This window comes from Alterirhizorhabdus solaris, from assembly GCF_007785815.1.
Taxonomy (GTDB): Bacteria; Pseudomonadota; Alphaproteobacteria; order Sphingomonadales; family Sphingomonadaceae; genus Alterirhizorhabdus; species Alterirhizorhabdus solaris.
The window spans coordinates 1-12,480 of the sequence record NZ_VNIM01000047.1 but is presented as its reverse complement, the minus strand read 5'-3'; the positions used below and the strand labels follow the sequence as shown (position 1 = coordinate 12,480).

The window sequence follows — 12,480 nt, the reverse complement described above, 5'->3', positions numbered from 1 at the left end:
CATGGCATCGACGCCATTGACCAATACCAGCGCCTGGGAGCAGGTCCGCCGCGGCTTCGCCGTGCAGCGCAAGGTGATCGGCGCGCTGCTGATGCGCGAGCTGCACACCCGCTACGGCCGCGAGAACGTGGGCTACCTGTGGGTGATCGGCGAGCCGCTGACGCTGGCGAGCGCGATCGCCCTGATCCACATCGGCGAATCCAGCCATTATGCCGGCGACATGCGGCCGGTGCCGTTCGCGGTGCTCGGCTACTGCGTGTTCATCATGTTCCGCAGCACCTTCAGCCGCGCCGAAGGTGCGCTGGAGGCGAACATGCCGCTGATGTACCACCGCATGGTCACCATCTTCGACATCATGATCTCGCGTGCGCTGCTGGAGGCGGCGGGTACCTTCCTGTGCCTCGTCATCCTCATGGGGTTCCTGATCTCGATCGACTATGCCGACCCGCCGGAACGGCCGCTCTGGATGATCGCGGCGATCGGCTACATGTTCTGGTTCTCGGCCGGCATGTCGTTCATCATCGTGGCGATCACGCACGACAACCGGCTGCTCGGCCGGCTCGTCCACCCGGTCGCCTACATCATGATGCCGATCTCCGGCGCCTTCTATCTCCTCGAGTGGATCCCGATGCCCTATCGTGAGTGGCTGTTGTGGATTCCATTCATCCACATCTTCGAGATGGTGCGCTACGGCTTCTTCCGCTCCGCCAATCCCGACTATTTCAGCGTCACGTACCTTACGGCCGTCTGCATGGTCACCACCTACATCGGCTTGGTGCTGATGAAGTTGCTGCGCGGACGCCTGCACCTGCATTGAGCCCGACCGACGATCCCCGAAACTATCGCGAAACGACGCACCGCTGCCAGAAAGGCCGGCCATGAACATGCACGGTATCATCACCCCGACCACGGAAGGGGCAAAGGGACGCAAGACCTCCACGCTCGCCTGGGCGCGGGACTGGGCGGCGCGCAAGCGCATGTTCCTGCTCGTCGTGGTGCTGCCCGCCCTGCTGGTGGCCGGTTATTACTACCTGATCGCCGCCGACCAGTATCAGTCGGAGGCGCATTTCATGGTGCGTGCGGCGGAATCGACGCCCGCTGCCGGCGTCGGCCTGGGCCAGGTGCTCAGCTCGGTCGCCGGCCCCACCGGCTCGCAGACCGAGGCGATGAGCGTGGCCGACTATCTGACCTCGCACGATGTGGTGGCCACACTGAACCGGCGCATCGGCCTGACCGAGCGGTTCCAGCGGCCCGAGGCGGATTTTTTCAGCCGGCTGCGTGGGGACAACCCCACCCCGGAAAAGCTGCTGAAATATTATCTGAAGCAGGTGGATGTGCACTTCAGCACCGACAAGGGCATCACCACCATCACTGTCCGCTCGTTCCGGCCGCAGGATTCCTATGACATCCTGAAGGCGATGCTGGCGCTGGGCGAGCAGCGGGTCAACGCACTCAACGTACGCAGCTATGCGGATTCGCTGTCGCTTGCGCAGCGCCAGTTGCGTGAAGCCGAGGCCGGCGTCGCCTCCTCGCAGGTCGCGCTCACCGGCTTCCGCCAGTCGCGCGGCGACATCGATCCGCGCGGATCGGGCGAGGCGCAGATCCAGCTCGTGTCGAACCTCGAGCGCAACCTGTCCGCCGCCCGCTCGCAGCTGGCCGCGATGGCCGGCGTCATCAGCCCGGAAAGCCCGCAGTATGTCGCCCTGTCCCGGCGGGTACAGGCACTTCAGGCGCAGGTCGCCTCGCAGTCCGGCCGGCTCACCGGGGGAGGCACCGCAATCGCCGCCGATCTGGGCAGCTACGAGGATCTGAGGCTCCGTCAGGAGTTCGCCGCCAAGCGCTACGAAACCGCCGCCGCCGGCTACGAGAAGGCTCGTGAGGAGGCGCGCAAGCAGCAGCTTTACGTCGTCCGCGTGGTCGATGCGAACATGCCGGTGAAGTCGCTCTTCCCGGAGCGCGGGCGGATCGTGGGCACGATCATCGTCGGCCTGCTGCTGCTGTATGCGATCGGCTGGCTGATCGTCGCCGGCGTACGCGAACACGCCGCCTGAGGGAACGGGCGCGTCGGCAGGCCGCCGCGCCCTTCCCCGCAAAAAGGGGCGCCCGGGCATCGGCCGGGGCGCCCCTTTTCGTTGGTCGATGGGTGCCGGGTATCCGGCGGCATGGCCTCAGGTGGCAAGGCCCCGCCGCACGATGATGCCGAACGAGGTGGCGACGAATTCGCCCAGCGCGATCTTGAGGTGGGAATGTCCGCCGAACGGCGGCAGGTCGATATGCCGGTCGATCTCCGTATCGCCCTGCTCGTACTTAAACTGCGCCACCTCGTGTCCGCGCGAGATCAGCGAGAGCGCCAGCCGCTCGAAATCCTTGCGGCGGAACAGCACGGTGGCGCCCGCATCGACAGTTTCGTCGTTCGAGCTGAGGTTGAATTCGGTGGTGTGCACCGCCACGCCGCCCGGCTTCAGGCAGCGCATCGCTTCCTCTACGAAGCGCAGGCCCGCCGGGATCGAGCCCAGATGCTCGAATGCGCACGAGGACCAGATGAAGTCGAAATCGACCATGTCCTCGGGCAGCGCGCTCATGTCCACCGCGCGGAACGACACGCGCTGGTCGAACAATTCGTCCGGGCAGATCGTCGGCTGGCGAAGCCCCTCCACGCTGGCGATATGCTGGTTGGTCGCGCTCCAGTCAGCCACCTGCGCATGGTCCGCCGGCAGGTCGGTGGCGACAACGGTGCAGCCCATCGCCGCCATCACCGCCGGCAGCGTCTCGTTACCGACGCCGAAGCCGAGGCCACGCGCGCCCTCCGCCAAGACACCATAGCGACGCAGCGACTGGAGGACGTACACATACTCCCAGTGCTTGCGATGGCGGTGCTTACCGATTTCCATCCGGTCGACCCATTCGCGGTAGACCGGCTCCTCGAACTGCGCGGCGGTGCACATCTGGCAGACCGGATCGGCCAGCGTCGGCGCCTCGCGGGATACGAGGCGCGGCACCGGGTGGACGGTAGTGGTGCTGAACAGCGTGCGGCGGGCATCGATCAGCTTGCGCGTGAAGGCATCGACATCGACGACCCGGCGAACGTCGATCTCCAGGGACTCGGCGCTGGCATCGGTCTCGTCGTAGATATAGCCGAGGACGGCATAGCTGTTGCCGCTGGTGGCAGCGACGCGGATGGTAGCGACGCCTTCGTCCAGGATCAGGTTGCGGAACGGGATCGAGTCGGACGCCGCCTTGAACGCGATCGAATTGGCCCGCAGCGGCAGCACATTGACACTGAGCGTCAGGCTGCCCCGCGTCGCCTTCAGTCCCTTGAAGCGCAGGGTGAAGACGGCCGGCCCCTCGTCGCAGTGGATGTAGCTGGTGTGGAAGGCATAGGCCTCGTCGCCGCCCGCCTCATGCCCGCCCAGTCCGCCGATGCGGCTGACGAGCGGCGGCCAGAAGGCGAACGGATCGAGCGGCTGTGCCGTCACTTCCTCGGGCATATTCGCCGCGGGTTCGACCACCATCATTTCGTCCTTGCTTCCGATCGCGCCTGTCGGCGCTCCCTTGATATGTCCGCCTGACCGGGCGGGGTGGCTAGCCGAGCCGCGCGTAGATTCCGGCCAGCGTATCGGCAAAACGCGCCTGAGAGAATTTGGCCGCCTGCGCCGGGCCGGCGGCACCCAGCCGCGCGCGCAGGGCGGCATCGTCGTCCAGCGCGCGCAGCCCGGCGACGATCGACTTCATCGCGTAGGGATCGACCAGCATCGCGGCGTCGCCCGCCACCTCCGGCATGGAACTGATGTCCGAGGTGAGCACCGGCGTGCCCAGCTGCATCGCCTCCAGCACCGGCAACCCGAACCCTTCGTAGAGCGACGGAAACACCACCGCCCGCGCGCCTCGGATCAGCCGCAGCAGCGTTTCGCGCGGCAGGTAGCTGAGCCGCAGGATCCGGTCTGCCGCCGGGCCGTAGGCGCCGCTGTTCAGCAGCTTGAGGTCGCCATCGCTGGACCATGCCTTGGCGCCGACGATGACGAACGAGCTCTGGCTGTTGAGCGAGAGATAGGCCTCGATCAGCCGGCCGATGTTCTTGCGCGGCTCGACCGCACCGAAATAGAGGAAGTAGCTCTGCGGCGCGAGGCCGAACGTACCCGCGATGATCGCGGCATCGTCCGCCGGATCGGCGGCAAGCGCGCTGCCGGACGAGGGCGGCACGAGATAGGTATTGGTCACGCGATCGGGCCGGGCATCGAACATCGCGAGGATGTCGTTCCGGCTGGCCTCGGAATCGGTGCAGATATGGTCGGCCTCGCGCACGCAATGCTCGATCATCCGATGATAGGTCTTCTTCACGTCCAGCGTGGTGTAGGGCAGCCGCAACGGCACCAGATCGTGCAGCGTGTAGATGTTCTTCGCGCCCTTCAGCCGGATCGGCACCGGGTAGGTCCAGTGCATGATCTCGGGCGGATCGGGCATGGTGAGCGTCAGGAACCGGCCGAACAGGGAGAAGTGGCGGTGCGCCCGCTCGAACAGGTCGGCGCTGCTGACGAGGCGGTCGAACACGGGCAGCCGGCCGGCAAAGGCGGCGGTTTCCACATGGCCGCTCAACGTCACTTCCTGCGCGTCGGCGCCGGCCCACCCGCGAACCACGTCGATCGCGGCGCGGGCGCGGCGGTCCCATTTGCGCCGCTTGCGCCGGTCCTTCTCGTCGCGCGCGAAGTTGTCGAAGAACAGTACCTCGCGCAGGCGGGGATCGTCCCCCACGTCGATGCCGAACACGCCTTCGACGCGATGCCCCATAGACCGCAGCGTCTGTACCAGCCCGACGCCATAGGTCGCCACGCCGGTGCCGGTGGGCATCGCCATATTGTAGCCGTCGACGCCGATCCGCATTGCTTGCCGTTTCCGTCCTTCAGGTCGGGCGCTGATAGGGGCCGACCGGCGGGGATGCAATCAAACGGTCATGGAAGGCGGCAAGCCGCCCGGCAAAACGATCGAGCGTGAAGGCCTGCGCCCGCACCCGCCCCGCGGCGGCCAGCGTGGCGGCCAGCGCGTCGTCCGTCGCCAGCCGCGCGATCGCCGCCGCCATCCCGGCCACGTCGAGCGGATCGACGATCAGTGCCGCCCCACCCGCCGTCTCGGCCAGCACCCCGGTCGAGGTGAGCACCGGCGTGCCCAGCGTCATCGCCTCGGCCACCGGCAGGCCAAATCCCTCCGCGAGCGACGGAAACAGCATCGCGCGGGCGTGGGCGATAAGGCCGATCACGCCGGCACGATCCTGATAGGGCAGCCGCCCGATGCCCCCGCCCGGCGCGACCGCCGCCAGCACCTCGCCGGTCCGCCAGCCGTCCGGGCCGACGAGGAGCAGTGGCAGCGCGGTGCCGCTCGCCCGCCATGCCGCCGCCAGCCGGGCGAGGTTCTTGCGCGGGTCGATCGAGCCGCAGAACAGGAAGTAGCTGCCGGGGGCATAGCCCGCAGGCGGCAGCGGTAGGGTGGCCGGCAGGATCACGGGCTGCCCGCAATCGACGACGAAGCCGTCGTCGCAGCCGGTCGCCCGCACGATCGCCTGCCGCGCGTCGGCCGACACGGTCAGCAGCGCCGCCGCGTGGCGCATGATCGCGCGGAGCAGCCGGGCGTGGCGGCGCGGATCGATGGGGGTGAGGTCCGGCCGGTCGAGCGGGATCATGTCGTGGACGGTATAGACGTTGCGCCAGCCGACGAGCCGCAGCGGCACCGGATAGCTCCAGTGCATGATCCCCGGCGGCCCCGCCACACGTAGCGGCAGCGCGCGCCCGTACAGACCGAAATACGCCTGCGATATGCGGAAGATATCCCGCGCAGTCACGCTTTCGATCCCCTCGGCGGGGCCGGCCGGGCGCAGCCGTCGCGCGAAGGGCGGCAGCGCCCGGAGCACCCGCAGGGGCTTGCCGCCCCGCTCGTCGCGCGCCGTCACCAGCAACGGCGCGGCCGAAACGAGCGGCAGCGCCGCCAGCAGCGACCGCGCATAGGTGGAGACGCCGGTGCCCCCTGGCCCCAGCATCCGCGCATCGACGGCGACAGGCTGACGCGCGCGTAGGGCTGCGCTAAAGGCCATGTTCATCTGTCGTGGTGGATGGTGCCGTACCGCAAGCCATCGAAAAGCCGCGATGTCCGTACAGGACTGGCATCGTCCAAGCGTATGGGGCCGCAATGATCGAATTCGACGACGTTTCCAAGACCTACCATATCCGCAAGTTCGAGAAGCAGGTCTTCAGCCATCTGAGCTTCACGATCAACCCCGGCGACAGCCTGGGCATCTGCGGGGCGAACGGTGCGGGCAAATCCACGCTGATGCGGCTGATCGCGGGGGTGGAATCCCCCACCAGCGGGCGCGTCACCCGCACGATGACGACGTCCTGGCCGATCGGCTATTCCAGCTGCTTCCAGGCCAGCCTGACCGGGGCCGACAACGCCCGCTTCATCGCCCGCATCTACGGGCAGGATGCCGATGTGCTGTGCGACTATGTCGAGGATTTCGCCCAGCTCGGGCCGTATTTCCACCAGCCGGTGTACAGCTATTCGGCGGGCATGAACGCGCGCCTGGCGTTCGGCGTCTCGCTCGCGATCAACTTCGACTGCTATCTGGTCGACGAGGTGACCGCCGCCGGCGACGAGCGTTTCCGTATCCGCTGCGAAGAGGCGCTGATGCACCGCAAGCAGAACGGCGCGCTGGTGATGATCTCGCACGATGCCAACACGCTGCTGCAATATTGCGATCGCGGCGCCGTGCTCTACGGCGGCAGCCTGACCTTCTACGATACGATCGCCGAGGCCACCGAGGTGCATCACCGGCTGCAGTCGCGCGCCGCCTGAGCGGTTCATCGCGTCCCGATCAGTTCTGACTGGAATTTTTGGACGGCGATGGTAGCGGGAACGGGATGATCGCATTCCGCTATCGGCGTCGCCCGGCGCCCCACCCGCCTCGCCGCCCGTCGCGCGGATTCCGGCTGCCAAGGTGATGTTCCCAATGCCCTCCACGCGCCTTTCGCGCCTGCACCCCTCCCTTGCGGTCTCCGTGGTCGCGCTCGCGCTCGGCGGCTGCGCGACGCTGCCTTCCAGCGGGCCGACCGCGCGGCAGGTGGTGCACAGCACGGCCGCCAAAGAAAACACGATGGGCTTCCGCATCGTGGACATCGAGCCCAACGTCCTGACCGAACTGACCCGCTACGGCAGCGCCGTCGATGCCGCGACGCCTGTCCTCGCCGGGCTGGCGGCCGAGGGCGAGAACGATACGGTCGGCCCGGGCGACGTGCTCCAGATCGGCATCTACGAGGTCGGCGCCTCGCTGTTCGCCGGCGGCGGCACCCGCGCCACGCAGGACGGGTTCGACCCCTCCGCCCGCGGCGAGAATTTCGCGGCGATCACGGTGGATCGCGACGGCACGATCAAGCTGCCCTATCTTGGCCGCCTGCCCGTCGCCGGGCGCACCCCGTCCGAGATACAGAGCCTGATCGAATCGAGCCTGCGCGGTAAGTCGCAGGCGCCGCAGGCGGTGGTCAGCATCAAGGAAAATGTCGCCAACACCGTGTATGTCACGGGTGACGTCAACAAGCCCGGCCGGCTGGAGCTGACGCTGGGGCGCGAGCGACTGCTCGATGCGATCGCCAGCGCCGGCGGCCCGGCCGCGCGCGCCGGCAACACCGGCACCACCGCCGGCACGTCCGACGATTCGGTCGTGCGGTTCACCCGCAAGGGCCAGTCGGTCGAACAGCGGCTGAGCGAGATCCGCTCCGGCACGCCGGACGATCTGCTGCTGCTGTCGGGCGACCGGATCGAGGTGATCCGCCGTCCGCGCAGCTTCACCGTGTTCGGCGCCACCAACCGCGTCTCGCAGGTGTCGTTCGATACGCCAGGGCTGACGCTGGCCGAGGCGGTGGCGCGCGTGGGCGGTCCGAACGACGACAAGGCGGATGCCAGCGCGGTGTTCCTGTTCCGCTACTACCCCGATTCCAAGGTGGCGGGCGGCGAGGTGCCGGTGATCTACCGGCTGAACATGATGCGGCCGACCAGCTACTTTCTCGCCCAGCGGTTTCCGATGCGCGACAAGGATGTGATCTACATCGCGAACGCGGCGGCCAATCAGCCGAGCAAGCTCATCAACGTCATCAACCAGCTGTTCTCGCCGTTCCTGACGGCACGGGTGCTGACCCAGAACAACTGATCCGCCTCGCGACGATAAGAAAAGGGGCGGCCTCCTAGCGGAAGCCACCCCTTTCGTTTGTCCACCCCGCCCTTGCCGGGCGGGGCGACGGAGATCAGGCCTGCTTCTGGTCGGCGCGGCTCTCGCCCTGCCCATCGAGGTTCTGCGCAACGAAATCCCAGTTGATGATGTTGCCCAGCACCGTCTCGGCGAACTTCGGCCGGGCGTTGCGATAGTCGATGTAATAGGCATGTTCCCACACATCGAGCGTCAGCAGCGGCTTGGCGCCGTGGACGATCGGCGTATCGGCATCGTGGTAGGAGGTGATGGCGAGCTTGTCGCCGTCCAGCACCAGCCACGCCCAGCCGCTGGCGAAGTGGCCGACCGCCTCGGCCGCCAGCTTCTTGACCAGCTCGTCGGTGGAGCCGAAGCCTTCCTCGATCAGCGAGGCCAGCTTGCCGCTCGGCTTCTGGCCGGCGGGCGCCAGGCAGTTCCAGAAGAAGGTGTGGTTCCAGATCTGCGCGGCGTTGTTGAACAGGCCCTTGTCGCCCGTATCCTTGGCAACGTTGATGACCTCGACCAGCGACTTGCCGGCAAGGCTCTTCTCGTCGATCCAGCCATTGACCTTGTCGACATAGGCCTTGTGATGCTTGCCGTGATGATAGTCGAAGGTTTCGGCCGACATGTGCGGCTCCAGCGCGGACTTGTCGAACGGAAGCGGCGGGAGTTCGAAGGCCATTTGGTTTCTCCAGCTAGAATGACGTCGAGGGCCGTAACGCCTGCGCCGGCGAATTGTGCAGCAAAAAGGCTAGTTGCGAGACGTTAGCGGTTAGGGGCGGTCCAGCAGGTCGTGGCGGCGCAACGCATGGCGCAACTGGTCGTAGCTGAGCTTCAGCGCGCCGGCGGTGGCGCGCTGGTTGAACCGGCAGCGGACCAGCGCCGCCTCCAGCAGGGCGCGCTCGTGCGCGTGGCAGGCGGCCCGCAGGTCGTCGCATTCGGGGGAAGCAGGCGGCGGCGAGGGCGAGAGCATCGGGGCGGGCGCAGCGGCCGGCGCGGCCGGGCGCCACGGCGAGGCGAACGGATCGAACTCGATCGTCCCGACCGGCCGCTCGGCATCGTCCCAGCGGTACACCGCGCGTTCCACCACGTTGCGCAACTCGCGCACGTTGCCCGGCCAGTCGTGACCCGCCAGCACGGCGGCCGCCTCGGTGGCGAAGCCGGGCCAGCGCACCCAGTCCAGCTCGGCCGCCATCCGCCGGCCGAAATGATCGGCCAGCACCGCCACGTCGCCCTCGCGCACGCGCAGCGGCGGCAGCGTGACGACCTCGAAACTCAGCCGGTCGAGCAGATCGGCGCGGAAGCGGCCGCGCGCGACGAGATCGGGCAGATGCTCGTTCGTGGCCGCCACGATCCTAACGTCCACGCGGATCGCCCGGCTCGATCCGATCCGCGTCACCTCGCCATATTCGGTCGCGCGCAGCAGCCGCTCCTGCGCGCCGGCGGAGAGCGTCGCCAGTTCGTCGAGGAACAGGGTGCCGCCATGCGCCTCCTCGAAGCGACCGATGCGCGCCTTGGTGGCGCCGGTGAACGCGCCAGCCTCGTGGCCGAACAGCTCCGCCTCGATCAGCGTCTCGGGCAGAGCGGCGCAGTTCATCGTCACCAGCGGCGCGGCCCAGCGCGGGGACAGGCGATGGAGCCGCTCGGCGACCAGTTCCTTGCCGGTGCCGCGCTCGCCCACCACCAGCACCGGGCGGTTGAGCGCTGCGGCACGGCTCGCCCGCTCGACCGAATCGAGGAAGGCGCCCGATTGTCCGATGAACTGGCTGTCGCGCTCCATTCCCGCAATCTGGCGGATTCTCCCAACCGTTGGCAAGATGGCGCGGACAATATGGCGCGTCGGAACGGAATAATGCCGTAAAACCAGCCATCATGCGATTTGGCACGCCCCCTGCAGAGCATGAAGCAACCGCCGCTCAAGGCGGGAACGACATCGCAAACAGGGAGATCCGCCATGACCACCTTCGCCACCGCCCGCCGCCTCGCGCTTTCCACCACCGCCGCGCTGCTGCTGTCCGCCGCCTGCATCGGTGCCGCCATCGCGCCCGCCGCCGCCGCGGAGCCGGCCACCGCAGGGGCGATGACGCCGAACGCGCCGCTCACCCTGGCCGATTGGCAGGCAGCGGTGGGCACGCAGCTGGATGCGCGGCTCAGCGCGCCGGCCACCGCCTTCACCCGGCACGATCACCTGATCGCCGTCGTCGCGGTGTCGATCGATGCGGAGGGCCGCTTCGCCGACGCGCGCATCACCGAATCGAGCGGCGTGCGTGCGGTGGACCAACGGGTGCTGGCACTGGCCGGCGATCTCGCCTACCCGCCGCTGCCCGCCGGCTATCGCGGCCGCCCGCGTACGGTGCTGATGCAGGCATACTTCGGCCAGGCATCGTCGCCCGAGGAACTGACCCGGCACGAGCAATCGGTGAAGGCACTCGCCAGCCGCCCCGCCCCCAAGCATGATGCCGTCCAGACCGCCGCGATCCCCAGCAGCTGACCTGCCACCCCGTGTAAGCCCCCCGCGTAACCAGGAGTATCGACCGATGGGAATCTTCTCCCGCACCCGAGACATCATCGCCGCCAACGTGACCGACCTGCTCGACAAGGCGGAGGATCCGGCCAAGATGATCCGCATGATCATCCTCGAGATGGAGGAGACGCTGGTGGAGGTGCGTGCGTCCGCCGCCCGCGTGATCGCCGACCAGAAGGAGATGCGCCGCCAGATCACGAAGCTGGACGCGGTGCAGGCCAGCTGGACCGAGAAGGCCGAGCTTGCACTCTCCAAGGACCGAGAGGATCTGGCCAAGGCCGCGCTGGTGGAAAAGCAGAAGGCGGGCGACCTCGCTGTCGAGCTGACCGACCAGATCGACCTCCTCGATGAGTCGCTCCGCGCCTCGGAAGGGGACATCGCCAAGCTGCAGGCCAAGCTGCGCGAGGCGCGCGCCCGGCAGAACAGCCTCGCCGCCCGGCTCGATTCGGCCAACAACCGCGCGAAGATGCGCGAGATGTACGCAGGCCCGAAGATCGACGAGGCGTTCTCCAAGTTCGAGCTAATCGAGCGCCGGGTCGATTACGCCGAGGGCCGCGCCGATGCCGCCGGCATGGGCGGCGCACCGAAATCGCTGGAGGAGGAGATCGCCGAATTGCGCTCCGCCGACAAGGTGGATGCCGAGCTGGCGGCGATGAAGGCGCGCGTCGCCAAGCGGGAGGATTGAGCCATGGACGTCGAGGGTATTCTCGCGATCAGCCTGATCTTCCTCGGGCTGCCGTGGCTGCTGTTCCACTACATCACCCAGTGGAAACGCGCCGGCGGCCTGAGCGTGGAGGACGAGAACCTGCTCGACGAGTTGCACGAGCTGGCCCGCCGGCTGGACGAGCGGCTTCGCACGATCGAGCGGATCGTGGCCGCCGACGATCCGGCCGCCGGCGTCGTCCCCGCCCGCCCCGCCGACTGGCGCGACCGCGCCGACCGCTGACCCCATAAGCAGGAAGGAACCGAACCATGTCCGCCCGCCGCACCAAATTCTATCTCGACAAGCGCAACGGCAAGATGATGGGCGTTTGCGCCGGCATCGCCGACTACACCGGCATCGACGTCACCTGGGTGCGCGTCGGAGTCGTGCTGCTCACCCTGCTCGGCGGTTTTCCGTGGACGCTGATCGCCTATGGCGTGGCCGGCGCGGTGGCGGGCGACCTGCCGCGCGAATTCGCCGACACCGACCCGGAGGAGGCGAAGTTCTGGCAGGGCGTGCGCGCCAAGCCGGGCCGCTCGATCCGCGACGTGCGCTCGCGCTTTCGCGATATCGACCGTCGGCTGGCGGATGTGGAAACGCATGTGACCAGCCATAACAGCCGCCTGGCGCGCGAGATCGACGCGTTGCGCTGAAAACCCGGCAGACGAGAGGACAGACGATGAACCCGTTCGAGATGGTCGTGCTGATCGTGGCGATCGCGGCGGTGGCCGGCGTGTTCAAGGCCAAGTACGGCATACGCCGCGACAGCCTGGGCAACGACCTGCCCGCCGATGCCGCGCCCGACCCCGACACCGCCCGCCTGCGCGACGAACTGCGCACGCTGAAGGAGCGCGTGGCCGTGCTGGAACGCATCGCCACCGATGGCGACCGCACCCACGCGCTGGACCGCGAGATCGAGGCGCTCCGCCGCCGCGACTAGGAGTCACCACGATGACCGAAGCGACCCTGTGGACGATCGTCGCGCTGACCACGCTGGCCGCGCTGATCGTTATGGCATGGGCGGGGCTGAAG

14 protein-coding genes are annotated in these 12,480 nt (G+C 67.9%); 9 read left to right on the top strand and 5 right to left on the bottom strand.

The window, feature by feature from the left end:
* Window position 1 precedes the first annotated feature (1 nt).
* Window positions 2-817, top strand: coding sequence for an ABC transporter permease (locus tag FOY91_RS12270; RefSeq protein WP_203234558.1), 816 nt, complete (start codon window positions 2-4; stop codon window positions 815-817).
* A gap of 61 nt (window positions 818-878) precedes the next feature.
* Window positions 879-2,051: a KpsE/RkpR family capsule polysaccharide export protein gene (locus tag FOY91_RS12265; RefSeq protein WP_238995652.1), complete on the top strand. Its 1,173-nt coding sequence runs from the start codon at window positions 879-881 to the stop codon at window positions 2,049-2,051.
* Between the two features lie 117 nt (window positions 2,052-2,168).
* Here the strand turns inward: FOY91_RS12265 and FOY91_RS12260 are convergent, their stop codons facing one another.
* From FOY91_RS12260 to FOY91_RS12250, 3 genes are all read right to left on the bottom strand, one after another.
* Window positions 2,169-3,512: a class I SAM-dependent methyltransferase gene (locus FOY91_RS12260; RefSeq protein ID WP_145152159.1), complete on the bottom strand. Its 1,344-nt coding sequence runs from the start codon at window positions 3,510-3,512 to the stop codon at window positions 2,169-2,171.
* A gap of 70 nt (window positions 3,513-3,582) precedes the next feature.
* Complete coding sequence (locus FOY91_RS12255) at window positions 3,583-4,878, bottom strand: glycosyltransferase family 4 protein (RefSeq protein ID WP_145152156.1); 1,296 nt, start codon at window positions 4,876-4,878, stop codon at window positions 3,583-3,585.
* Between the two features lie 19 nt (window positions 4,879-4,897).
* Window positions 4,898-6,079, bottom strand: a complete 1,182-nt coding sequence (locus FOY91_RS12250) for a glycosyltransferase family 4 protein (RefSeq protein WP_145152153.1) — start codon at window positions 6,077-6,079, stop codon at window positions 4,898-4,900.
* Between the two features lie 95 nt (window positions 6,080-6,174).
* Here FOY91_RS12250 and FOY91_RS12245 point away from each other — a divergent pair, with 95 nt between their 5' ends.
* Window positions 6,175-6,837 carry an ABC transporter ATP-binding protein gene (locus FOY91_RS12245; protein WP_145152150.1) on the top strand — a complete coding sequence of 221 codons (663 nt, stop codon included), beginning with the start codon at window positions 6,175-6,177 and terminating at the stop codon, window positions 6,835-6,837.
* 154 nt (window positions 6,838-6,991) lie between these two features.
* A complete protein-coding gene (locus FOY91_RS12240; protein ID WP_238995651.1) occupies window positions 6,992-8,185 on the top strand; it encodes a polysaccharide biosynthesis/export family protein in 1,194 nt (397 codons plus the stop codon).
* A 94-nt stretch (window positions 8,186-8,279) separates the two neighbouring features.
* Here FOY91_RS12240 and FOY91_RS12235 read toward each other — a convergent pair whose 3' ends face one another.
* Window positions 8,280-8,903: a superoxide dismutase gene (locus FOY91_RS12235; RefSeq protein ID WP_145152147.1), complete on the bottom strand. Its 624-nt coding sequence runs from the start codon at window positions 8,901-8,903 to the stop codon at window positions 8,280-8,282.
* A gap of 90 nt (window positions 8,904-8,993) precedes the next feature.
* The gene (gene pspF / locus FOY91_RS12230; RefSeq protein WP_145152144.1) at window positions 8,994-10,001 is read right to left on the bottom strand and encodes a phage shock protein operon transcriptional activator; all 1,008 of its coding nucleotides are present in this window, start codon (window positions 9,999-10,001) and stop codon (window positions 8,994-8,996) included.
* A 174-nt stretch (window positions 10,002-10,175) separates the two neighbouring features.
* Between pspF and FOY91_RS12225 the strand changes: the two genes are divergently transcribed.
* The 5 genes from FOY91_RS12225 to FOY91_RS12205 are packed head-to-tail and all read left to right on the top strand — an operon-like array spanning window position 10,176 to window position 12,388.
* Entirely contained in the window at window positions 10,176-10,712 is a 537-nt protein-coding gene (locus tag FOY91_RS12225) for an energy transducer TonB (RefSeq protein ID WP_145152141.1), read from the top strand.
* 46 nt (window positions 10,713-10,758) lie between these two features.
* Complete coding sequence (gene pspA / locus FOY91_RS12220; protein WP_145152138.1) at window positions 10,759-11,430, top strand: phage shock protein PspA; 672 nt, start codon at window positions 10,759-10,761, stop codon at window positions 11,428-11,430.
* A 3-nt stretch (window positions 11,431-11,433) separates the two neighbouring features.
* Complete coding sequence (gene pspB, locus FOY91_RS12215; RefSeq protein WP_145152135.1) at window positions 11,434-11,691, top strand: envelope stress response membrane protein PspB; 258 nt, start codon at window positions 11,434-11,436, stop codon at window positions 11,689-11,691.
* A 26-nt stretch (window positions 11,692-11,717) separates the two neighbouring features.
* The gene (gene pspC / locus FOY91_RS12210; protein WP_145152132.1) at window positions 11,718-12,101 is read left to right on the top strand and encodes an envelope stress response membrane protein PspC; all 384 of its coding nucleotides are present in this window, start codon (window positions 11,718-11,720) and stop codon (window positions 12,099-12,101) included.
* Window positions 12,102-12,127: 26 nt separating this feature from the next.
* Window positions 12,128-12,388, top strand: a complete 261-nt coding sequence (locus FOY91_RS12205; protein ID WP_145152129.1) for a hypothetical protein — start codon at window positions 12,128-12,130, stop codon at window positions 12,386-12,388.
* Window positions 12,389-12,480 lie beyond the last annotated feature (92 nt).

What these genes read in the sequence shown, in the direction of transcription:
- FOY91_RS12270 (WP_203234558.1), top strand. Translation starts at nt 2, where the DNA reads ATGGCATCGACGCCATTGACCAATACCAGCGCCTGGGAGCAGGTCCGC.
- FOY91_RS12250 (WP_145152153.1), bottom strand. Translation starts at nt 6,079, where the DNA reads ATGGCCTTTAGCGCAGCCCTACGCGCGCGTCAGCCTGTCGCCGTCGAT.
- FOY91_RS12205 (WP_145152129.1), top strand. Translation starts at nt 12,128, where the DNA reads ATGAACCCGTTCGAGATGGTCGTGCTGATCGTGGCGATCGCGGCGGTG.
- pspA (WP_145152138.1), top strand. Translation starts at nt 10,759, where the DNA reads ATGGGAATCTTCTCCCGCACCCGAGACATCATCGCCGCCAACGTGACC.
- FOY91_RS12225 (WP_145152141.1), top strand. Translation starts at nt 10,176, where the DNA reads ATGACCACCTTCGCCACCGCCCGCCGCCTCGCGCTTTCCACCACCGCC.
- pspB (WP_145152135.1), top strand. Translation starts at nt 11,434, where the DNA reads ATGGACGTCGAGGGTATTCTCGCGATCAGCCTGATCTTCCTCGGGCTG.
- FOY91_RS12265 (WP_238995652.1), top strand. Translation starts at nt 879, where the DNA reads ATGAACATGCACGGTATCATCACCCCGACCACGGAAGGGGCAAAGGGA.
- FOY91_RS12260 (WP_145152159.1), bottom strand. Translation starts at nt 3,512, where the DNA reads ATGGTGGTCGAACCCGCGGCGAATATGCCCGAGGAAGTGACGGCACAG.
- FOY91_RS12255 (WP_145152156.1), bottom strand. Translation starts at nt 4,878, where the DNA reads ATGCGGATCGGCGTCGACGGCTACAATATGGCGATGCCCACCGGCACC.
- pspC (WP_145152132.1), top strand. Translation starts at nt 11,718, where the DNA reads ATGTCCGCCCGCCGCACCAAATTCTATCTCGACAAGCGCAACGGCAAG.
- FOY91_RS12245 (WP_145152150.1), top strand. Translation starts at nt 6,175, where the DNA reads ATGATCGAATTCGACGACGTTTCCAAGACCTACCATATCCGCAAGTTC.
- FOY91_RS12235 (WP_145152147.1), bottom strand. Translation starts at nt 8,903, where the DNA reads ATGGCCTTCGAACTCCCGCCGCTTCCGTTCGACAAGTCCGCGCTGGAG.
- FOY91_RS12240 (WP_238995651.1), top strand. Translation starts at nt 6,992, where the DNA reads ATGCCCTCCACGCGCCTTTCGCGCCTGCACCCCTCCCTTGCGGTCTCC.
- pspF (WP_145152144.1), bottom strand. Translation starts at nt 10,001, where the DNA reads ATGGAGCGCGACAGCCAGTTCATCGGACAATCGGGCGCCTTCCTCGAT.